The sequence below is a fragment of the Bradyrhizobium agreste genome, from assembly GCF_016031625.1.
GTDB lineage: Bacteria > Pseudomonadota > Alphaproteobacteria > Rhizobiales > Xanthobacteraceae > Bradyrhizobium > Bradyrhizobium agreste.
In genome coordinates, this window is sequence record NZ_JACCHP010000009.1 from 114,842 (window position 1) to 134,448 (window position 19,607).

The following is a 19,607-nucleotide window of genomic DNA, read 5'->3' on the forward strand; positions in this document are numbered from 1 at the left end:
GGTACGGGCCGGCCCGGCCGGCAGACCGAGACCCGCCGGCATGCCCGGCAGACCAAGAGATGCCGCGCCGATGAAAATCGATCCGATCCACCAGTTCAACATCGAGCCTCTCTTCACCCTGGGCCATATCGGCAATCACACGATCGCCTTCACCAATTCATCGCTCTACATGCTGATCGCGGTCGCGATCATCTCGATCCTGATGCTCGCCAGCGGCTCGCAGCTGGTTCCCGGGCGCCTGCAGTCGGTCGCCGAGATCTCCTACGAATTCGTGGCCTCGACCATCCGTTCGACGGCCGGCGCGGAAGGCATGAAGTTCTTCCCGCTGATCTTCTCGCTGTTCATGTTCATCTGCGTCTCGAACCTGGTCGGCATCATCCCCTACACCTTCACGGTCTCGAGCCACCTGATCGTCACCGCCGGACTGGCGCTCTTGGTCTTCTTCACCGTGCTGATCTACGGCGTCGCCAAGAACGGCGTGAAGTTCTTCAAGATCTTCGTTCCCCACGGCGTGCCCGGCTACGTCCTGCCGCTGGTCATGTTCATTGAAGTCCTGTCGTTCTTCCTGCGGCCGGTCTCCCACAGCATTCGTCTGTTCGCCAACATGCTGGCCGGCCACATCGCGCTGAAGGTGTTTGCCGGCTTCGTCGCCATGCTGGGCTTCTCGCTCGGCGCCATCGGCTGGGTCGGCGGCGTGCTGCCGCTGGCGCTCACGATCGCGCTGTACGCGCTCGAGATCCTGGTCGCGTTCCTGCAGGCTTACGTCTTCGCGATCCTGACCTGCATCTACCTCAACGACGCCATTCATCCGGGACACTGAGCGGTCCGGGGAATTTCCACCCACAACCCTATCTTTCTTCCAAGGAGTCTAAAATGGATCCGGCAGCAGCAAAACTTATCGGCGCGGGCATCGCGTGCATCGGCATGGGCGGTGCGGGCGTCGGCGTGGGCGTGATCTTCGGCAACTACCTCGCGGCAGCCGTCCGCAACCCGTCGGCCGCTCAGGGCCAGTTCGGCAACCTGATCTTCGGCTTTGCCGTGACCGAAGCGCTCGGCATCTTCTCGCTGCTGATCGCGCTGCTTCTGCTGTTCGTTTTCTAAAGGAACGACTTCTTCCGCGCCGCTTCATCCGAAGCGGCGCGTGACAGCAACAGGAGTACTCCATGGCCGAGAGTCATGGCGGGGCAAAAGGACCGGCGGCGGGTGCCCACACCGAAGCCGATGGCGGTCATCACAGCGGCGGCTTTCCGCCGTTCGAGAGCAGCACCTTTGCTTCGCAGCTGGTGTCGCTCGCGATCTTCTTCGTCCTGCTTTACGTGATCGTGTCCAAGCTCGCTCTGCCGAAGGTCGGTGGTGCGATCGAGGCACGCCAGAACAAGATCGAGGGCGACCTCGCCGAGGCGCAGAAGCTGAAGGACCAGTCCGAGGCTGCGCTGAAGGCCTACGAAGGCGAGCTCGCTTCGGCGCGTTCGCGGGCGCAGGCGATCGGCAACGAATCCCGCGACAAGGCGAATGCGCAGACGGACGCCGAACGCAAGGCGTTGGAAGCGCAGCTGGCGGCCAAGCTCGCCGAGGCAGAGAAGACCATCGCCTCGACCCGCACGGCCGCCATGAGCAACGTCCGCGGCATCGCGGCCGACGCGGCAGGCCAGATCGTGCAGCAGCTCACCGGGGTCATCCCGGATGCCGCCTCGGTCAATGCCGCCGTTGACGCGTCCTTGAAGGGTTAGCCACAGATGTTCTTCGATCCTGAAACCTGGGTCGCCGTCGCCTTCGTGATCCTGATGGTCGTGTTCGGCTATCTCGGGGTGTTCAAGTCGGCAATGACCGCGCTCGATCATCGCGCCGCCCGCATCAAGGCCGAGCTCGACGACGCCGCGCGCCTCAAGCAGGAGGCGGCCAAGGTGCTCGCCGACTACAAGGCGCGCAGTGCCATGGCCGAGCGCGAGGCTGCCGACATCATCGCCAACGCCAAGGCCGAAGCCGAGCGCATCGCTGCCGACGCCAAGGCGAAGATGGAAGACTTCGTCGCCCGCCGCACCAAGACCGCGGAGGGCAAGATCGCGCTGGCCGAGGCCCAGGCACTGGCCGATGTCCGCGCCGCCGCCGCGGAAGCCGCCGTCCAGGCTGCCTCGACGATCCTGTCGCAATCGGTCAAGGGCCAGATCGCCGACGACCTGCTCGCCAGGGGCATCAGCGAAGTCAGGCAGAAGCTGAACTGAGGGATTTGCCTTCACCAATCAAAAAGCCGGCGCGATGAGCGCCGGCTTTTTTGTTGCGTGAGAGATGCCTCCTCATCGTCATGCCCGGGCTTGTCCCGGGCATCCACGTCTTGGCCGCCAGAAAGAACGTGGATGGCCGGGACAAGCCCGGCCATGACGACTGAATTTTCGTGCGGCCCTACTTCTTCTTCCGGCCCTTCGGCTCCGGCGAGAGCGCCTGCGGGTCGAAGCCGACGTAGAAGATGTAGGTATCGGCGACCGCGGGCGCCGGCGTCGGATAGGTCATATCCTCGGCGACGAAGGTGAAGGGTACGCTGCCGCCTTCCGACATCGCCACCGTGGTCCGGTAGGCCTTCGAGGCGATCACTTTCTCGCCGACGCCGCCCTGCACCACGGCGATGCGCAGCGGCACCTCGACGGAGGCGGGCGCGCCGGCGGGGCCGGCGATGACGCGGCCCTGGATGCCGATCCGGGCCGTGATGCCGGCGCTGCTGCGGGAGCATTCGCGCGCCATCTTCGTGATCGAGGCCTGGAAGCGGATGTCATTGCCGACAGCCGGCTTGCCGCTGGCGCCGACCGCGTAGGTCGAGGCCCCCGCGCGCACCGTGACCTGCGGGCAATCGAGGTCGTCTTCGGCCGGCTGCCCCGGCGCAGGCGCCGGCTTCGTCTCGGCCGGCTCGTCGGACTTGCCGCCGAACAGGCTCTTGAAGCGGTCGGTCAATGACTGCGCCGCCACCGGCGAGACAGAGGCGAGCGCGATCGACGATGCCAACACGACCGCTGCGCCCCGCCGCAACCTCGTCCGCGATGACCGAAGCTCCTGCACCATCAACACCCGTACTCCATGACAATGTTCCGGCCGGGTTATATCGCCAAAATCGGCGAACCCAAGGCCGCAAAAAGGGGGACTCGGCCGCACGAGACGGCCGCTCAGCCGCGGAAATCCTCGTGCAACAGGCCGAACAGCAGGTGATCCTGCCAGATCCCGTTGATGCAGAGATAGCGGCGCGCCAGGCCCTCGCGCGAGAAGCCGCACTTCTCCAGCACCCGGATCGACGGGGCATTGGTGGGGATGCAGGCGGCCTCGACCCGGTGCAGATTGAGCTCGCCGAACAACGTCGGCAGCAGCACCCGCAGCGCGGCCGTCATGTAGCCGCGATGGGCATAGGGCTGGCCGATCCAATAGCCGATGGTACCGGCCTGCACGATGCCACGCCGGACATTGGCGAGCGTGATGCCGCCGACCAGGGCACCGTCGAGCTCACGGAAGATCAGAAAGGGATAGGAGCGGTCCGCGGCGATGTCCTCGGCATAGCGGCGCAGGCGGCGGCGGAAGCCGGACCGGGTGAGATCGTCAGACGGCCAGATCGGCTCCCAAGGCGTCAGATAGTCGCGGCTGGTCTCGCGCAAATGAGCCCATTGCAGGAAGTCCGACATTTGCGGCGCACGAAGGAGCAGCCCGTTGCCGCGCGGCGCCAGGGCGGCGGGTCCACTGGATGGCAGGCGAAAGAGGGCCATGGTGATGCTTTCCGGGGCGAGGCAGCCCGCGCGCGGCTCCTAATGCAGCCTCGCCTTGGCGCGCGCCAGGGTCAATCCTTCCGCAAAAGACACCGCCGTGTCCAGACCCCTGCCGCTGCCCAATGCAACGACCGCAGGCCGGCTGCGCGACAGCAGCGTGCGGGCCGCGTCCCGCGTCGATTCGATGCTGACGGCATCGATCCGGGCCACCAGTTCCTGCACGGTCTGCGGCCGACCGTAGGCCAGCACATGCCGGGCGAGCTGCTCGGCGCGGGAGGAGCAGCTCTCCAGCGCCATCAGCAGACCCGCCTTCATCTGCGCCTTGGCCCGGGCGATCTCGGCCTCGGTCAGCGTCTCCACCGAATCGTTCATGATGTCGACCACGACCTCCATCATCTCCGGCGCGTCGGCGGGATCGGTGCCGGTGTAGAGGCCGAAAAAGCCGGTGTCGGTGTAGGGCGCGTGGAAGGTGTAGACGGAGTAGCAGAGGCCGCGCTTCTCGCGCACCTCCTGGAACAGGCGCGACGACATTCCGCCGCCGAGGACATTGGTGAAGACCTGCAGCGAGAACAGCGAAGGATCGGTCTGCGGCACCCCCTCGAGCGCCAGCGTCAGATGCGCCTGCTCGAGCTCGCGATGCACCACCTTGGTGCCGCCCTGGCCAAACCGAGCGGCCTGCGGCTTCGGCCCGGGCGTCGCCTCGAAGCTCGCAAAACGCTTTTCGACCTCGGCGACGACTTGGCCGTGGTCGACCGCGCCGGCCGCCGCCACCACCATGTCGGGTCCGCGATAATGCGTCGACAGGTAGCCGCGCAGCATGTCGCGGTTGAAGGCGCGCAGCGTCTTGGCGGTGCCGAGCAGCGAGCGGCCCATCGGTTGGTCGGGATAGCAGAGCTCGTTCAGGTGCTCGAACACGACGTCGTCGGGCGTGTCCTGCGCGGCGCCGATCTCCTGCACGATGACGTTCTTCTCGCGCTCCAGCTCGTCGGGCTCGAAGGCGGGATTGGCGAGGATGTCGGCGAGCACGTCGAGGGCGAGCGGCACGTCGGCTTTCAGCACTCGCGCGTAATAGGACGTGGTCTCGGTCGAGGTGCCGGCATTGAGGTCGCCGCCGACCGCCTCGATCTCCTCGACGATCTCGCGCGAGGAGCGCCTGGTCGTGCCCTTGAAAGCCATGTGCTCCAGGAGATGCGAGATGCCGTGCTCGTTCGGCTTCTCGTCGCGTCCGCCGACGCCGGCCCAGACGCCGAGCGCCGCCGTCTCGAGGTGAGGCATCTCGTCGGTGACGACGGTGAGGCCGGAGGCAAGCTTGGACATCTCGACGCTCATCCGGCAACTCCCTGCTTTGCGGCGCGGCTGGCGGACAGCACGAACCGCTCGAGCTCGGCCTGATCGTTCTTCATCACCCTCATGTGTTCGGATTTGGTCATCAAACCGTCGAGCCAGGCCGGCAGTTGAGGCCGCTGGCCGCAGGCCGCCTCGACGGCATCGGGGAACTTGGCCGGATGGGCGGTGGAAAGCACGATGCTCGGCACCCTCGTATCGGTGGTGTCGCGGTCCGCGACGGCGAGCGCCACGGCGGTGTGAGGATCGACCAGCTCGCCTGCTTCGCGCCAGGCGGCGCGGATCGCAGCCGCCGTCTCGGTCTCGTCGGCGCGCCCGGCATCGAACTCCTCGCGGATCGCGGCGAGTGTCGCATCGGGCAACACGAAGCGGCCGGACTGCTTCAGCTGTTCCATCAGGCGGCGCACGCCGGCGGCATCGCGCCGGCCTGCCTCGAACAGCAGCCGTTCGAAGTTCGAGGAGATCTGGATGTCCATCGACGGCGACGCCGTCGCGTGCACCTCGCGCACCTCGTAGATGCCGGTCTTCAGGGTGCGCGCCAGAATGTCGTTGACGTTGGCGGCGATGCGCAGGGTGCGCACCGGCAGCCCCATGCGCTTGGCGACGTAGCCGGCGAAGATGTCGCCGAAATTGCCAGTCGGAACGACGAAATCGACCGCGCGCGCCGGAGCACCGACCGCGACGGCGGAGGTGAAGTAGTAGACCACCTGGGCGACGATGCGCGCCCAGTTGATGGAATTGACGCCGGAAAGCGAGGTCGCATCGCGGAAGCGATGGTTGTTGAACATCCCCTTCACGAGCGCCTGGCAGTCGTCGAAAGTGCCTTCGATGGCAAGCGCATGGACGTTGGCCGCGCCCGTCGTCGTCATCATCCGCCGCTGCACCTCGGAGATGCGGCCGTGCGGAAACAGCACGATCAGATCGACGTTCTCGAGGCCCGCAAAGGCTTCGACCGCGGCGCCGCCGGTATCGCCCGACGTCGCGACCACGATGGTGGTGCGCTGGCCGCGCTTTTCAAGCACATGGTCCATCAGCCGCGAGATCAGCTGCATCGCCACGTCCTTGAAGGCGAGCGTCGGACCGTGGAACAGCTCCAGCACGAACTGGTGCGGCGACATCTGGCGCAGCGGCACCACCGCAGGATGGCGGAAAGTGGCGTAGGCCTCGTTCGCCATGCGCCCGAGCTCGGCGTCGGAAATCTCGCCGCCGGCGAAGGGACGAATCACGTCGACCGCGACCTCCCAATAGGGGCGGCCGAAGAAGCCGGCGATCGTCTCGCTCGGAAGCTGTGGCCACACCGCCGGCAAATACAGGCCACCATCGCGGGCAAGGCCGGTCAGCATCACGTCACAGAAGCCGAGTTCGGGGGCTTCGCCCCGGGTCGAGATATAACGAGTCAAACTGCCCTCCAAATGCGGCGGGGCCGAGGCTCGACCCTTAAGCCTTTGATTTTACGTAAATACTTGTCAACAGCCAGAGGCTTTGAACCACCATAGAGTGTTTTGCGGCATCGGGAAACCGCTTCCGGCCCTCCCCTCGCCCAATGAAAAAGGGCTGCGGCATTGCCGCAGCCCTTCTCTTGGAAGGTCTGTCGTTGTGTGCAGACCGGTTTGCTTCGTCGGGGTCGTCGACCCTCAAAACTGTTCCGGCAAGCTTTCGTCGCCTGTCCCGAAATCGTCAAGGGCCAAAACCCCGCACGCCTCGAAAATGTTCCTATTCTTCCCGAACCGACTCGGGCTCGTCCTATACAGCGGCCACCACATCTTGGCAGTTAGTTCCGCTTTTTCCCGAATGAGCCGCGGGAACGAATACAGCCTCGGCCCATTGTGTCGGCCGATGGATGTCGCCCGTTGGCCATGCATTGCCCGGCCAACGGCGGCGTCGATCCGTCGGCCGAACCGCTGCATCCTGGAGCAGCCGGTTCGGTCGCCGGCGAAGGTCAGTTCAATCCGATTTCCACTGCGATCCGGATCAGGTCGGAATGGTTCTTGGCGCCGAGCTTCTGCTTGAGCAGGGAGGTGGTGTTGGCGACCGTCTTGTAGGAGATGCCGAGCGCCTCGGCGACCTCGACGATCTTGTCGCCGCGTCCAAGCAAGCGGAGGATTTCGAGCTCTCGCGGCGTCATCTGCGAAGCCGGGTTGGCCTTGATCGCCGCGCCCGAAAACGTCACGGCTTCCGCAAGCTGCGGCGAGATGAAATTGTCGCCCGCCACCACCTTGCGCACCGCTTTCAGCAGGATCCTGGGGTCGTCGCCCTTGGAGACATAGCCTTGCGCCCCGAGCTCGACGGCCCGCACCACGAAGGCCGGATCGTCGTTCATGCTGAACATGATGATCTTGGCGTCGGGATCGTCCTTGCGGATGCGTCGCATCAGCTCGAAGCCGGAGACGTCGGGCAGGCTGATGTCGATCACGGTGACGTCGGGCCGCTTGCTGACATAGGCACGATGCCCGGATTTGGCGTCGGTCGCCTCGTCAATGCGGATTGAATGGTCGGATGCGAACAGGGTGCGACAGCCGGACAGCACCACGGGATGGTCGTCGACGATCAGGACCCTTGTCGCCAGCTTGGCGGTATCTTGCATCGCGCACTCTCTTGTTTTTCGACTCATAGCCCGCCGGGAACAAATGGAAAGAGCAAATTCCGTCGATACGCGTTAGAATTGACCTAATGTGGCACCGACTTTCGTTCCGGACGCAATTGTTTCTCCCGCTCGGCGCCAGTTTCTTCGCGGCGCTGATCCTGGGCGGCGTCCTGCTCCAGATTTTCGCCACGGGCCAATTGGCGGAGGAGCACGAGCCACGACGGCGTTCGACGGAGGCGGTCGCCGCCGCGCTCAACAACGCCTTGAGGGCATCGGACAATCCACGGCAGACCCTCGACGCTTTTGTCCATTCTTTGGACACCTCCTCCGATATCCAATTCCGCGCGCTGGAGGGAGGTCCCGCGCCACCGCCGAAGGACGACCTGCGCAGGCCGCATGGCGTGCCGCAATGGTTCGTCGACCTTCTCGCCGTCCCCGACATGGACATGGCATTTCCGGTGACGATCGACGGCAGGCGTGTCGGCGACATCGTATTCCTGCAGGACATGTCGGCCGATCTGTTCGAGAAATGGATCGGCTTTCTTGCGCTCGCCAGCCTGCTCGTCGCGTTGATGGTCCTTACCGGCACAATCGCCCATGTCTTGTCGGGCTCTGTGCTGCGCCCCCTGCAACATCTCGGCGAAGGGCTCACGCGGATACGACAGGGCGACTACACCAGGCCTATACCGGTCGGAGGCCCGCCGGAAATCCGGCAAGGTTGCGAGGAGGCGAATGCGCTGGCTGCAACGCTGGCGCAGTTGAGTCAGGACAATCGCGATCTGATGCACCGCCTGGTGTCGCTCCAGGATGACGAGCGGCGCGATCTCGCCCGCGAACTGCACGACGAGCTCGGCCCCCTGCTGTTCAGCATCCGCGCCGGCACGATCGCGCTGACCGAAGCCTCCGAGCCAATGGGACAACTCGGCAAGTCGGCACATGACCTGCTGCAATCGGTAGAGGCACTGCAGCAGACCAACCGCCGCATCCTCGACCAGCTGCGACCGCTCTATATCGAGGAGCTCGGCCTTTCGAGCAGCGTGCAGACGCTGCTTCGGAATTTTCGCAAGCAGGCGCCTCATATCGTCCTGACGGACACGATTGATCCCGATCTCAGCGGAATGGGCGGGCCGCTGGCGCAGACCGTCTATCGCGTGATCCAGGAGGCACTGACCAACGTGCTGCGACATGCCAACGCCGGCAGCGCCCATGTGCAGGCCACCGTTGCCGACAAGACGCTCGTCATCGAGATCTCCGACGACGGCGGCGGTTTTCCTGCGGGCAATGTGTTCGGCCGGGGCCTGACCGGCATGCATGAGCGCGTGCGCGCGCTCAGCGGATCGCTATCGCTGCTGCGCGTGGATGAGCGAACCTACGTGCGCTGCCGCCTTCCGGCGCAGACGATGCGGGACGTTTCGTCACCGGGCTGATTCAGCAGGCGCAGCCATCCTGCGCATTCTGTCGCGCCGGTTCGCACAGCGTGCTGCGGATCTTGCCATCCGGGCTGAAACGGAACGAGGCCTGAATGCGCAGCGCGCCAGCGACGGAATATTCGAGGTGGACGCCGTGGGACGCGGGATGGATCTCTTCCAGCCCGAACCCTGCCGACGAGAAGGCGCTGAGCCGCGGCTGCCAATAGGCCTCGATCTCGCTCCGGCCGCGATAGCGCCGCGCGCCGTCGCACGTGCATTCGAGCTGCGCGTCGTCGGCGTAGAGGTCGAGCAGGGCTGCGAGGTCGCCCTTACGGCAGGCATCCACCCAGTCGACGACAATTCCCATCTGGTCGAAATCGCTCACGCCACAATCCTGTCTGCCGCGAGGAATGTTGAAGGCGGCTTAGGGTCACACTCGTGAATGTCCGCTGAATAATAAAGACCGGGCAATTCCGGGTTCCCTATCAGGGAATCTACGGAGTGACGGAACTTTGCCATCTTCCTCGCAACCAGGCCGCGAATGCGATCAACACCGCGCCCGCGAGCGTGAACCAGGTGATCGCGTATTGCAGGTGATCGTCCTTCAGATGCACGTCGAGCGGCCCCGGACGCGGAATGCCGTTCGCCGGCGCAGGCTGCTCGAGATCGATATAGAACGGCGCAACCGCGCCCCAGCCGAGCGCGCTTGCGAATGCCAGATGATCGCGCACAAACCAGAGCCGCTTGGCGCGGTTCTCCGCCGGCGCCAGCCAGCTTGCCGCCTCGGGAAAGCGCAAGTATCCGGTGAGCTCAACCGGCTCGCCGGTGACGAGCTTGTTCACCGCGCGATCCTCGACGCCGCGGTCCTGCATGGTGTTCTCGACGAAGCCCGCGTCGATCACGAGCATCTCGCCGCCGGGAAGCCGCGCCGGCAGGAACGCCCAGGTGCCGGGGCCGGAGGCGTCCTTGCGCACGGCGGAGCCGGAGGAATAGACCATCGCATCGGGCAAGGCTGCGTAGGTTGCGGTGAAGCTGACGCGGCGGAATTCGTCGCGGGCAGGATTGAGCGCGGCCCATTGCGCGGACGGCGGCAGCGCAACCGGCGCCGCCGCAAGCCGCTCGGTGAGTGCCGCAATCAGCTCGTGCTTGGCTGTGCGACGCTGCAGCTGCCAGACACCGAGCGCGACGAACACGGCCGTCAGCAACAGCGTGAACAGCGCGAAGCCGGCCACGAGGGCCTTGCGCGACGCAGGCTCGTTCATTTCGCGCGATCGACCAACCGGCCCGGCGCCGCCTTGTGGTGAAATTGCAGTGCGATCAGCAACGACTTCATCGAGCGCAACGGCAATAGCGTGGTGGCGAGGATCAGCGGCAGCCAGAGCACGGCATGCAGCCAGTATGGCGGCTGGTATTTGACTTCGACGACGAGGGCGCATGCGACGACGATGCCGCCGGCCAGCATGATGATGAAGATCGCCGGACCGTCGCCGGTATCGATGAAGGAATAGTCGAGCCCGCAACGGTCGCAAGCGGGGGCGAGCGTCAGAAACCCAGCATAAAGTTTGCCCTGGCCGCAGCGCGGGCATCGACAGGCAAGCCCGCGCAGCGCGCTTTGCAGGACGGTGGTTTCGGACGGGGGTGTGCCGGCACTGTCGTTCATGATGGCGGACTCTAGAGCATTTTCGGTTCTGATTGAATCAGAACCGAAGCTCTAGATTCTTGTTTTGACGCGTTTTCTTGACGCGAACCGGTGTCCACTTCGCTCGAAAACGCTCTATCACAGTTTCCGGCGAAAACTTCCGGCGGCCGGAAAGCGAAAAGGGCGGCCCTGCGGCCGCCCTTCCCGATCGGTTCGATGCGGCTCAGTGCGCGGCGTGGGCCATGGTCTCGGCGCCGCGTCCCCAGACGTAGATGCAGAGGAAGAGGAACAGCCAGACCACGTCGACGAAGTGCCAGTACCAGGCTGCGAACTCGAAGCCGAGATGCTGCTTCGGCGTGAAGTGGCCGGCATAGGCGCGGAACAGGCACACCAGCAGGAAGACGGTGCCGACCAGCACATGGAAGCCGTGGAATCCGGTCGCCATGAAGAACGTCGCGCCGTAGACGTTGCCGGCGAAGGAGAACGCCGCGTGGCTGTACTCATAGGCCTGCACGCAGGTGAAGAGCGCGCCGAGCACGACGGTGAGGATCAGGCCGTATTTCAGGCCCTGGCGGTCGTTCTCGAGCAGCGCGTGGTGGGCCCAGGTCACGGTGGTGCCTGACGTGAGCAGGATCAGCGTATTCAGCAGCGGCAGATGCCAGGGATCGAAGGTCTCGATGCCCTTCGGCGGCCAGGTGCCCGGGACCGCGCAGGCGCCGGCCTGGGTGCCGAGGCCGCAGCCGAACACCGCATCACGGGTGGCGTGAACGGCATCGGCCGGAAACAGCGCCGCGTTGAAATAGGCCCAGAACCAGGCGACGAAGAACATCACCTCGGAGGCGATGAACAGGATCATGCCGTAGCGGTGATGCAGCTGCACGACACGGGTGTGATCGCCCTTGTACTGGGCTTCCTTGATCACGTCGCCCCACCAGCTCGCCATGGTGTAGAGCACGCCCACGGTGCCGACGCCGAACACGATCGGCGCCGCGGAGAACATGTGGTGCATCCAGGCGATCGCGCCGACCGCCATGATGAAGGCCGAGAGCGAGCCGACCGCCGGCCAGGGCGAGGGATCGACCAGGTGATAGTCGTGATGCTTGGTGTGCGCCGTGGCCATTTCCGTCTCTCTCCTCAATCCCGTGCCTATCAGGCACTTATCCCCTTGTGTCCAACCGCCCGAGGCTGAGCCCTGCGGTCAAAGATTTCCCTTGCGCTTGTCCCCCTCGCCCGATGCCAGCGGTTTCACCACCGGATCGCGCACCGGATAGAACGTGTAGGACAGCGTGATCGTGCTCAGCCCGTCGTTCTCGTGGTCGGCGGCGATCGACGGATCGACGTAGAACACGACCGGCATCTCGCGCTTCTCACCGGGCGCCATGGTCTGCTCGGTGAAGCAGAAGCAGTTGATCTTCTGGAAATAGGCGCCGACCGTCAGGGGCGCGACGTTGTAGGCGGCCTGGCCCGCGGTGGCGCGCGCCGCCTGGTTGGTCACGGTGTAGAAGACCGTCACGACCTGGCCGATATTGACCTCGATCTCGCTCTGCTCCGGCTCGAACTTCCAGGGCAGGCCGGGCGCGACGTTGGAATCGAAGCGCACCGAGATCTTCCGCGCGATCGGGCCCGTGGCCGGCGCAGAGGTCGCCACTTGCGTCGTGCCGTTGAAGCCGGTGGCGCGGCAGAACCAGTTGTAGAACGGCACCGCCGCGTAGGAAGCCCCGACCATCAGCGCAACCACGCCGCCGCAGATGGACGCGACCACCACATCGCGCCCCAGCCCGCGGCGCTTGGCCGGGCTGCCCGACTTGGCGCTGACGTCCTGCGATATGGTCGGCTCGTGATCCATGTTTCCTACATCGGCCGCACGAGCACTGCCGGCCCCTTGACCATGGTGACGGCGAAGAACAGCACCACGAGCACGCCGAGCGCCAGAGCGATGGCGATGGAGCGCTGACGCCGGCTCCTCTGCTGCGCCTCGGTGAGGACGATTCCTTCCGGCTCGGGTTTGTCGGCCATCGCGGTGATCATGCGCCCCCAATCATCGGAGCAAGCGCCCGGTACACGACCTCGGCCAGCAGGGTCGCAAACAGCGCGAACAGGTACAGGATCGAGAACGCAAACAGCTTGCGGGTCGCGCGCAGCGACTGGCTGCGCTCGCGGCGCAGATAGACGTTGATGGCGAGCACCAGCATGCCGGCACCGAGGATCAGCGAGACCACGCCGTAGACGGCATCGAAATAGCCGAGCGCCCAGGGCGCGGCGGCGACCGCGATCAGCACGATGGTGTAGAGCAGGATCTGCAGACGCGTCGCATCGGGACCGGCGACGTTGGGCAGCATCGGAATGCCGGCGCGCGCGTAGTCGTCGGAGCGGAACAGCGCCAGCGCCCAGAAATGCGGCGGGGTCCAGAAGAAGATGATGGCGAACAGCAGCAGCGGCTCGACGTTGACCGTGCCCGTGACGGCGGCCCAGGCCACCACCGGCGGCAGCGCGCCGGCCGCGCCGCCGATCACGATGTTCTGCGCGGTCCAGCGCTTCAGCCACATCGTGTAGATCACGACGTAGAAGAAGATGGTGAAGGCGAGCAGCGCGCCCGCGATCCAGTTGACGAGGATGCCGAGCGTCATCACCGAGAAGAAGGCGAGCGTCATGCCGAACGTCATCGCTTCAGGGCGGGTGATGCGGCCGCGCGGGATCGGCCGGTTCGCCGTGCGCGACATCTTGGCATCGATGTCGCCTTCGAGCGCCATGTTGAGCGCCCCGGAGGCGCCGGCACCGACCGCGATGCAGAGCAGCGAGGTGATCGCCAGCACGGGATGGAAATGCCCCGGCGCCATCGCCATCCCGACCAGCGCGGTGAAGATCACCAGCGACATCACCCGCGGCTTGAGCAGTGCGACATAGTCGCCAACCTCCGCTTCGGAGATGCGGGGATTGCTGTCGATGGCGTTGTGGTCGAGGACGGACACTTAGATTTACTCGCTTCGTTACAGCGCCGCGGCGCCCGTCACGGGCGCCGCGGGATTGCTTACTGCACGCGAGGCAGCACTTCGAACTGGTGGAAGGGCGGCGGCGAGGACAGCGTCCACTCCAGCGTGGTCGCGCCTGCACCCCAGGGGTTATCGCCCGCCGGCACCTTCTTCATGTAGGCGTCCAGCACGCAGTAGAGGAAGATCAGCACGCCGAAGCCGGAGATGTAGGAGCCGACCGACGAGACCAGGTTCCAGCCCGCGAACGCATCGGGATAGTCGACGTAGCGGCGCGGCATGCCGGACAGGCCGAGGAAGTGCTGCGGGAAGAACACCAGGTTGACGCCGATGAAGGTAACCCAGAAGTGCGCTTTCGCGAGGCCCTCGTTGTACATGTAGCCCGACATCTTCGGGAACCAGTAGTACCAGCCGGCGAAGATCGCGAACACCGCACCGAGCGACAGCACGTAGTGGAAGTGCGCAACGACGTAGTAGGTCTCCTGCAGCACGCGATCGACACCCGCGTTCGCGAGCACGACGCCGGTGACGCCGCCGATCGTGAACAGGAAGATGAAGCCCACCGCCCAGATCATCGGCGCGCGGAATTCGATCGAGCCGCCCCACATCGTGGCGATCCAGGAGAAGATCTTCACGCCGGTCGGAACCGCGATGACCATGGTGGCGGCGACGAAATAGGCCTGCGTCGCCGAGGACATGCCGACCGTGTACATGTGGTGCGCCCACACCACGAAGCCGATGCCGCCGATCGCGACCATGGCGTAGGCCATGCCGAGATAGCCGAACACGGGCTTGCGCGAGAAGGTCGAGACGATCTGGCTGATCATGCCGAAGCCGGGCAGGATCAGGATGTAGACCTCGGGGTGACCGAAGAACCAGAACAGATGCTGGAACAGCACGGGGTCGCCGCCGCCGTCGGGGGCGAAGAAGGTCGTGCCGAAATTGCGGTCGGTGAGCAGCATGGTGATCGCACCGGCGAGCACCGGCAGCGACAATAGCAGCAGGAACACCGTCACCAGGATCGACCACACGAACAGCGGCATCTTGTGCAGGGTCATGCCCGGCGCGCGCATGTTGAAGATGGTGGTGATGAAGTTGATCGCGCCCAGGATCGAGGACGCACCGGCGAGGTGCAGCGACAGGATCGCGAAGTCGACCGCCGGGCCGGGATGGCCCGAGGTCGACAGCGGCGCGTAGATGGTCCAACCCGCCCCGACGCCGTTGGCGCCCGGCTCGCCCTCGACGAAGGTCGACATCAAGAGCAGCGCAAACGAGGCCGGCAGCAGCCAGAACGAGATGTTGTTCATGCGCGGGAACGCCATGTCCGGCGCACCGATCATCAGCGGCACGAACCAGTTGCCGAACCCGCCGATCATCGCGGGCATGACCATGAAGAAGATCATGATCAGGCCGTGCGAGGTCACGAACACATTGTAGGTGTGGGTCTCATGGAAGACCTGCACGCCCGGATACATCAGCTCGGCCCGGATCGCGATCGACATCGCCGCACCGATGATGCCGGCGATGACCGCGAAGACCAGGTACATCGTGCCGATGTCCTTGTGATTGGTCGAATAGACGTAACGCCGCCATCCGGTCGGATGGGCATGCTCGTCATGATGCGCGTGATCGCCGTGTGCCGCTGCGCTCGTTGCCATTTTCAAATCCTGCCTTGCGTCCCGTTCGGACCTTTGAAAGGTCCCGCCCTTTATCGCTTTCAGTCCCTCAGGCCGTCACCCGGCGCTTACTGCGTCGGGCCGGCCGCGGAGGCGTAGGTGCTGGTGCCGCCGCTTGCATATTTCTTCTTCGCCGCCTCGACCCAGGAGGCGAACTCCTGGTCGCTCACCACACGCACGGCGATCGGCATGAAGGCGTGGTCCTTGCCGCACAGCTCCGAGCACTGACCGTAATACATGCCGGTCTTGGTGGCCTTGAACCAGGTCTCGTTCAGCCGGCCCGGGATGGCGTCGATCTTGATGCCGAAAGCCGGCACCGCAAAGGCGTGGATCACGTCGGCGCCGGTGGTCTGGACTCGAATCACCTTGTTGACCGGCACCACCATCTCGTTGTCGACGCCGAGCAGGCGAGGCTGCTTGTCCTGCGCCATCAGCGAGTCGAACTCGAACTTGCCGTTATCCGGATAGGCATAGGACCAGTACCACTGCTTGCCGGTCGCCTTGATGGTCAGATCCGCCTTCGGCACGTCGAGCTCCAGGAACAGCAACCGGAACGACGGCACCGAGATGCCGACCAGGATCAGCACCGGAACGAGGGTCCAGGCCACCTCGATCAGCGTGTTGTGGGTGGTCCGCGACGGCACCGGGTTGGCCTTCGCGTTGAACTTGACCACCACGATCACGAGCAGCGCGAGGACGAACAGCGTGATCAGGGTGATCAGCACGAACAGGAAATTGTGGAACCAGACGATGTTGTCCATCACCGGCGAGCCGGACTGCTGGAGCGTCCACTCCCACGCCGCCGGTTGCCCGAGCTCGGCGAATGCCGTGCCACCCGTCGCCAGCGTGACGCCAGCCGCCACCAAGGCGATGGTGGCCAATCCCAGCAATTGCCGGCCCACCCGACCCATCGACATCCTCATGTCGTTCGCGCTCCCCTTCCGAAATCACCCCAAGTGCATTCCCCTGCTTCCGGGAAACGCTTATTCGATCCGCCAGTCCGCCAAACCGCCACGCAAGAATACCTCTAAGAGGAATTGGGGCCAGATCGCTAGAACGCGAAATCAAGCCTCTCAAACCATAATTCTTGATCTATCGCAATGCAGTCTTGAGGCCCGTCTGCCAGCCATCACCGGCAAGATATTTCCCAGCAAGATCAGACAAAAATACCGTTTCCCGGGACGCTGCGGCTTGACAGCGGAATTGCCCGCGGTAGGCACTGGAAGGCTGCCACGCGGCAACCTGATTCGTGTGGGCGATGGCGGTGTCGGCGGCGCAGAATTTGCTTGGGAATCGCCTTCAAGACGCCGTCATTTCCGTACAGTCCGCCAGTCAGTCCGCCAAGCGCGAGCAACCCAGGCGAGCAGAGGGACCGACCCGATGGGGCTTTCGAGATCGATGGCAAGGCCGGCGAACGGCCTCCCGGCGCTCGCCGCCCTCGTGGCTGCGATCGTCCTGCTGGCGTTTCCGGGGCTTGCCCATGCGCAGGGCGCGGTTCGTTCCGTCCATGGCGACTGGCAGATCCGCTGCGACACCCCGCCGGGCGCCCAGACCGAGCAATGCGCCCTGATCCAGAGCGTGGTGGCCGAAGACCGCTCCAATGCCGGCCTGACGGTGATCGTGCTCAAGACCGCCGACCAGAAGAGCCGCTTGATGCGCGTCGTCGCGCCGCTCGGGGTCCTGCTGCCCTCCGGCCTTGGGCTCAAGCTCGACAACCAGGACGTCGGCCGCGCCGGCTTCGTCCGTTGCCTGCCCAACGGCTGCGTCGCCGAGGTCGTGCTGGAGGACAAGCTGCTCGGCCAGCTCCGCAGCGCCAAGACCGCGACCTTCATCATCTTCGAGACGCCGGAAGAAGGCATCGGCTTCCCGCTCAGCCTGAACGGGCTCGGCGAGGGGTACGACAAGCTGCCGTAGGAGCGGCTCACCTTGGCAATCCTTTTGTTTCCGTAATGTGAGGCTTCGCGCTCTCGCGGAACCGGTCCGAAACCATTATCTTGCCCCACATCCCCCGATAATGGACGGACGCATGACCAATCCTGCCACGACCTCCCTGCTCGACCGTGCCAATCTCGATCGCGACCAGGTTCGCCATGAAGTCGCGCGCGGGCTTTCGGGCGCTGACGACGGCGAACTGTTCCTGGAATACAGCCAGACCGAAGCGCTGATGTTCGACAATGGGCGGCTCAAGCAGGCGACCTACGACACCTCGCAGGGCTTTGGCTTGCGCGCGGTCAAGGATGATGCCGTGGGCTACGCCCACTCCTCCGACGTGTCGCTGCCGGCGCTGATTCGCGCCGCCGACGCGGTTGCTGCCGTGCGCGGCGGTTACTCCGGCAGCTTCTCGGCGCCGCCACCGCATACCAATGTCCGCCTCTATGGCGACGACAATCCGCTCGATGCGCCGGGCTTCGAGACAAAAGTAAAACTGCTCGCCGAGATCGACGCTTACCTGCGCGACAAGGATCCGCGGGTGCGGCAGGTCAGCGTCAGCCTGGGCGCGACCTGGCAGGTCGTCGAGATCCTGCGGCCCGACGGCGAGAGCTATCGCGACATCCGTCCGCTGGTGCGCGTCAACATCTCCGTCGTCGCCGGCCAGGGCGATCGCCAGGAGAGCGGCAGCAAGGGCTATGGCGGCCGCGCCGGCTATGCCGAATTCATCGAGACGAGGTCCTGGCGCGAGGCCGCCGACGGCGCGCTGCGCGAGGCGCTGGTCAATCTGGAATCGATTCCGGCGCCGGCCGGCGAAATGGACGTCGTGTTGGGCGCCGGCTGGCCCGGCGTGATGCTGCATGAAGCGGTCGGCCATGGCCTCGAGGGTGACTTCAACCGCAAGAAGACGTCGGCGTTCGCAGGCCTGATGGGCCAGCAGGTCGCGGCCAAGGGCGTCACCGTGGTCGACGACGGCACCATTGCCTCGCGCCGCGGCTCCCTGTCGATCGACGACGAGGGCACGCCGACCAATCGCACCGTGCTGATCGAGGACGGCATCCTGGTCGGCTACATGCAGGACCGCCAGAACGCACGATTGATGAACATGAAGCCGACCGGCAACGGCCGTCGCCAGGGTTATGCCCACGTGCCGATGCCGCGCATGACCAACACCTACATGCTCGCGGGCGACCGCGAGCCGGCCGAGATCATCGCCTCGGTGAAGAACGGCGTGTTCGCCGCGAATTTCGGCGGCGGTCAGGTCGACATCACCTCGGGCAAGTACGTGTTCCAGTGCACCGAGGCCTACAAGATCGAGAACGGCAAGATCGGAGCGCCCCTGAAGGGCGCCATGCTGATCGGCAACGGGCCGACCGACCTGCATCGCATCCGCATGATCGGCAACGACCTTGCGCTCGATACCGGCATCGGCACCTGCGGCAAGAACGGCCAGGGCGTGCCTGTCGGCGTCGGCCAGCCGTCGCTGCTGATGGAACGCATTACGGTGGGTGGAACGGGCGCATGAGCATCGAGAAGGCAACGGTCACCCCGAAGCGGAAAAGCAGCGGCTGGGGTGGCCAACTGGTGCAGCTCGCCGGCATCGTCGCCGCGGTCTTCATCGCCAAGGGCGCGCTCGCCGAGCCGTTCTACGTGCCGTCGGGCTCGATGGAGCCGACGCTCCTGATCGGCGATGCGCTGCTCGCCTCGAAATTCCCCTATGGCTACGGCACCTCGTCGCTGCCGATTCAGATCAGCCTGCCCGAGAGCGGCCGCGTGTTCGCGGAGACGCCGAAGCTCGGCGACGTCGTCGTGTTCCGCTGGCCCGGCGATCGCTCGCAGGCCTGGGTCAAGCGCGTCGTGGGTCTGCCCGGCGACCGCATCCAGATGCGGCAGGGCCAGCTCTTCATCAACGACCGCCCCGCCGAGCTGAAGCCCGATGGCGTCGGCGCCGCCGAGGACGACCATGGCGGCAGCGAGCCCGCCTATCGCTATGTCGAGACGCTGCCGAACGGCGTCTCGCATCTGATCTTCAAGATGCGCGACAGCGGGCCGCTCGACAACACGTCCGAGGTGACGGTGCCGGCCGGCCATCTGTTCGTGCTCGGCGACAACCGCGACAATTCCGCCGACAGCCGCGTGCCGCTGCGCTCCGGCGGCGTCGGCCTGTTGCCGATCGATAATCTGATCGGCCGTGCGGATGCGGTGCTTGGCTCCTGGGATCTCGGCATGCGCAGCCAGCCGGTGTGGACCTGGCTGTCCGGATTCAGGCTGGCGCGGTTCTTCACCGCCGTGCATTGAC

General features: G+C 65.2%; 22 protein-coding genes. 8 read left to right on the plus strand and 14 right to left on the minus strand.

The window, feature by feature from the left end; all coding sequences use genetic code 11:
* Window positions 1–70: 70 nt before the first annotated feature.
* The 4 genes from HZZ13_RS15415 (at window position 71) to HZZ13_RS15430 (ending at window position 2,222) form a co-directional block, all read left to right on the plus strand.
* Window positions 71–820: a F0F1 ATP synthase subunit A gene (locus tag HZZ13_RS15415; protein ID WP_197960414.1), complete on the plus strand. Its 750-nt coding sequence runs from the start codon at window positions 71–73 to the stop codon at window positions 818–820.
* Between the two features lie 53 nt (window positions 821–873).
* Entirely contained in the window at window positions 874–1,101 is a 228-nt protein-coding gene (locus HZZ13_RS15420; protein ID WP_018643436.1) for a F0F1 ATP synthase subunit C, read from the plus strand.
* Window positions 1,102–1,163: 62 nt separating this feature from the next.
* Entirely contained in the window at window positions 1,164–1,730 is a 567-nt protein-coding gene (locus tag HZZ13_RS15425; protein ID WP_197960415.1) for a F0F1 ATP synthase subunit B, read from the plus strand.
* 6 nt (window positions 1,731–1,736) lie between these two features.
* Window positions 1,737–2,222, plus strand: a complete 486-nt coding sequence (locus HZZ13_RS15430) for a F0F1 ATP synthase subunit B family protein (protein ID WP_197960416.1) — start codon at window positions 1,737–1,739, stop codon at window positions 2,220–2,222.
* A 178-nt stretch (window positions 2,223–2,400) separates the two neighbouring features.
* Here HZZ13_RS15430 and HZZ13_RS15435 read toward each other — a convergent pair whose 3' ends face one another.
* From HZZ13_RS15435 to HZZ13_RS15455, 5 genes are all read right to left on the minus strand, one after another.
* The gene (locus HZZ13_RS15435) at window positions 2,401–3,051 is read right to left on the minus strand and encodes a hypothetical protein (protein WP_197960417.1); all 651 of its coding nucleotides are present in this window, start codon (window positions 3,049–3,051) and stop codon (window positions 2,401–2,403) included.
* Between the two features lie 101 nt (window positions 3,052–3,152).
* Window positions 3,153–3,740 (minus strand): GNAT family N-acetyltransferase, encoded by a 588-nt coding sequence (locus HZZ13_RS15440; protein WP_197960418.1) that lies wholly within the window; start codon window positions 3,738–3,740, stop codon window positions 3,153–3,155.
* Between the two features lie 39 nt (window positions 3,741–3,779).
* The gene (locus HZZ13_RS15445; protein ID WP_197960419.1) at window positions 3,780–5,069 is read right to left on the minus strand and encodes a M16 family metallopeptidase; all 1,290 of its coding nucleotides are present in this window, start codon (window positions 5,067–5,069) and stop codon (window positions 3,780–3,782) included.
* Window positions 5,066–6,484, minus strand: coding sequence for a threonine synthase (gene thrC / locus HZZ13_RS15450; RefSeq protein ID WP_197960420.1), 1,419 nt, complete (start codon window positions 6,482–6,484; stop codon window positions 5,066–5,068). The genes HZZ13_RS15445 and thrC overlap by 4 nt, the downstream gene beginning before the upstream one ends.
* Window positions 6,485–7,023: 539 nt before the next feature.
* A complete protein-coding gene (locus HZZ13_RS15455; protein WP_172786060.1) occupies window positions 7,024–7,668 on the minus strand; it encodes a response regulator transcription factor in 645 nt (214 codons plus the stop codon).
* A gap of 86 nt (window positions 7,669–7,754) precedes the next feature.
* Between HZZ13_RS15455 and HZZ13_RS15460 the strand changes: the two genes are divergently transcribed.
* Window positions 7,755–9,095, plus strand: coding sequence for an ATP-binding protein (locus tag HZZ13_RS15460; protein WP_197960421.1), 1,341 nt, complete (start codon window positions 7,755–7,757; stop codon window positions 9,093–9,095).
* A 1-nt stretch (window position 9,096) separates the two neighbouring features.
* On the opposite strand, the gene HZZ13_RS15465 is transcribed toward HZZ13_RS15460, so the two are convergent.
* From HZZ13_RS15465 to coxB, 9 genes are all read right to left on the minus strand, one after another.
* Window positions 9,097–9,462 (minus strand): nuclear transport factor 2 family protein, encoded by a 366-nt coding sequence (locus HZZ13_RS15465; protein WP_197960422.1) that lies wholly within the window; start codon window positions 9,460–9,462, stop codon window positions 9,097–9,099.
* Between the two features lie 109 nt (window positions 9,463–9,571).
* Entirely contained in the window at window positions 9,572–10,339 is a 768-nt protein-coding gene (locus tag HZZ13_RS15470) for an SURF1 family protein (protein ID WP_197960423.1), read from the minus strand.
* Window positions 10,336–10,737: a DUF983 domain-containing protein gene (locus tag HZZ13_RS15475; RefSeq protein WP_197960424.1), complete on the minus strand. Its 402-nt coding sequence runs from the start codon at window positions 10,735–10,737 to the stop codon at window positions 10,336–10,338. The genes HZZ13_RS15470 and HZZ13_RS15475 overlap by 4 nt, the downstream gene beginning before the upstream one ends.
* A gap of 202 nt (window positions 10,738–10,939) precedes the next feature.
* On the minus strand, window positions 10,940–11,836 hold the full coding sequence (locus HZZ13_RS15480; protein ID WP_197960425.1) for a cytochrome c oxidase subunit 3: 897 nt from the start codon (window positions 11,834–11,836) through the stop codon (window positions 10,940–10,942).
* A gap of 78 nt (window positions 11,837–11,914) precedes the next feature.
* Window positions 11,915–12,562: a cytochrome c oxidase assembly protein gene (locus tag HZZ13_RS15485; RefSeq protein WP_197960426.1), complete on the minus strand. Its 648-nt coding sequence runs from the start codon at window positions 12,560–12,562 to the stop codon at window positions 11,915–11,917.
* 5 nt (window positions 12,563–12,567) lie between these two features.
* Window positions 12,568–12,744: a cytochrome c oxidase system small membrane protein gene (locus HZZ13_RS15490; protein WP_197960427.1), complete on the minus strand. Its 177-nt coding sequence runs from the start codon at window positions 12,742–12,744 to the stop codon at window positions 12,568–12,570.
* A complete protein-coding gene (locus HZZ13_RS15495) occupies window positions 12,741–13,685 on the minus strand; it encodes a heme o synthase (protein ID WP_197960428.1) in 945 nt (314 codons plus the stop codon). The genes HZZ13_RS15490 and HZZ13_RS15495 overlap by 4 nt, the downstream gene beginning before the upstream one ends.
* A 59-nt stretch (window positions 13,686–13,744) precedes the next feature.
* Window positions 13,745–15,361: a cytochrome c oxidase subunit I gene (gene ctaD, locus HZZ13_RS15500; RefSeq protein WP_197960429.1), complete on the minus strand. Its 1,617-nt coding sequence runs from the start codon at window positions 15,359–15,361 to the stop codon at window positions 13,745–13,747.
* An 86-nt stretch (window positions 15,362–15,447) separates the two neighbouring features.
* A complete protein-coding gene (coxB, locus tag HZZ13_RS15505) occupies window positions 15,448–16,302 on the minus strand; it encodes a cytochrome c oxidase subunit II (protein WP_197960430.1) in 855 nt (284 codons plus the stop codon).
* A gap of 457 nt (window positions 16,303–16,759) precedes the next feature.
* On the opposite strand from coxB, the gene HZZ13_RS15510 reads away from it, so the two are divergent.
* The 3 genes from HZZ13_RS15510 to lepB all read left to right on the plus strand — a co-directional run bounded on the left by HZZ13_RS15510 (window position 16,760) and on the right by lepB (window position 19,606).
* Complete coding sequence (locus HZZ13_RS15510) at window positions 16,760–17,293, plus strand: invasion associated locus B family protein (RefSeq protein WP_197960431.1); 534 nt, start codon at window positions 16,760–16,762, stop codon at window positions 17,291–17,293.
* A 112-nt stretch (window positions 17,294–17,405) separates the two neighbouring features.
* Window positions 17,406–18,833 (plus strand): metalloprotease TldD, encoded by a 1,428-nt coding sequence (tldD, locus tag HZZ13_RS15515; RefSeq protein WP_197960432.1) that lies wholly within the window; start codon window positions 17,406–17,408, stop codon window positions 18,831–18,833.
* Window positions 18,830–19,606, plus strand: a complete 777-nt coding sequence (lepB, locus tag HZZ13_RS15520; protein ID WP_197960433.1) for a signal peptidase I — start codon at window positions 18,830–18,832, stop codon at window positions 19,604–19,606. The genes tldD and lepB overlap by 4 nt, the downstream gene beginning before the upstream one ends.
* Window position 19,607: the final 1 nt, after the last annotated feature.

Excerpts from the sequence above, each read along its gene's own strand:
- HZZ13_RS15415 (WP_197960414.1), top strand. The coding sequence starts at position 71 with ATGAAAATCGATCCGATCCACCAGTTCAACATCGAGCCTCTCTTCACC.
- HZZ13_RS15420 (WP_018643436.1), top strand. The coding sequence starts at position 874 with ATGGATCCGGCAGCAGCAAAACTTATCGGCGCGGGCATCGCGTGCATC.
- HZZ13_RS15425 (WP_197960415.1), top strand. The coding sequence starts at position 1,164 with ATGGCCGAGAGTCATGGCGGGGCAAAAGGACCGGCGGCGGGTGCCCAC.
- HZZ13_RS15430 (WP_197960416.1), top strand. The coding sequence starts at position 1,737 with ATGTTCTTCGATCCTGAAACCTGGGTCGCCGTCGCCTTCGTGATCCTG.
- HZZ13_RS15435 (WP_197960417.1), bottom strand. The coding sequence starts at position 3,051 with ATGGTGCAGGAGCTTCGGTCATCGCGGACGAGGTTGCGGCGGGGCGCA.
- HZZ13_RS15440 (WP_197960418.1), bottom strand. The coding sequence starts at position 3,740 with ATGGCCCTCTTTCGCCTGCCATCCAGTGGACCCGCCGCCCTGGCGCCG.
- HZZ13_RS15445 (WP_197960419.1), bottom strand. The coding sequence starts at position 5,069 with ATGAGCGTCGAGATGTCCAAGCTTGCCTCCGGCCTCACCGTCGTCACC.
- HZZ13_RS15455 (WP_172786060.1), bottom strand. The coding sequence starts at position 7,668 with ATGCAAGATACCGCCAAGCTGGCGACAAGGGTCCTGATCGTCGACGAC.
- HZZ13_RS15460 (WP_197960421.1), top strand. The coding sequence starts at position 7,755 with ATGTGGCACCGACTTTCGTTCCGGACGCAATTGTTTCTCCCGCTCGGC.
- HZZ13_RS15470 (WP_197960423.1), bottom strand. The coding sequence starts at position 10,339 with ATGAACGAGCCTGCGTCGCGCAAGGCCCTCGTGGCCGGCTTCGCGCTG.
- HZZ13_RS15475 (WP_197960424.1), bottom strand. The coding sequence starts at position 10,737 with ATGAACGACAGTGCCGGCACACCCCCGTCCGAAACCACCGTCCTGCAA.
- HZZ13_RS15480 (WP_197960425.1), bottom strand. The coding sequence starts at position 11,836 with ATGGCCACGGCGCACACCAAGCATCACGACTATCACCTGGTCGATCCC.
- HZZ13_RS15485 (WP_197960426.1), bottom strand. The coding sequence starts at position 12,562 with ATGGATCACGAGCCGACCATATCGCAGGACGTCAGCGCCAAGTCGGGC.
- HZZ13_RS15490 (WP_197960427.1), bottom strand. The coding sequence starts at position 12,744 with ATGATCACCGCGATGGCCGACAAACCCGAGCCGGAAGGAATCGTCCTC.
- ctaD (WP_197960429.1), bottom strand. The coding sequence starts at position 15,361 with ATGGCAACGAGCGCAGCGGCACACGGCGATCACGCGCATCATGACGAG.
- coxB (WP_197960430.1), bottom strand. The coding sequence starts at position 16,302 with ATGAGGATGTCGATGGGTCGGGTGGGCCGGCAATTGCTGGGATTGGCC.
- HZZ13_RS15510 (WP_197960431.1), top strand. The coding sequence starts at position 16,760 with ATGGGGCTTTCGAGATCGATGGCAAGGCCGGCGAACGGCCTCCCGGCG.
- tldD (WP_197960432.1), top strand. The coding sequence starts at position 17,406 with ATGACCAATCCTGCCACGACCTCCCTGCTCGACCGTGCCAATCTCGAT.
- lepB (WP_197960433.1), top strand. The coding sequence starts at position 18,830 with ATGAGCATCGAGAAGGCAACGGTCACCCCGAAGCGGAAAAGCAGCGGC.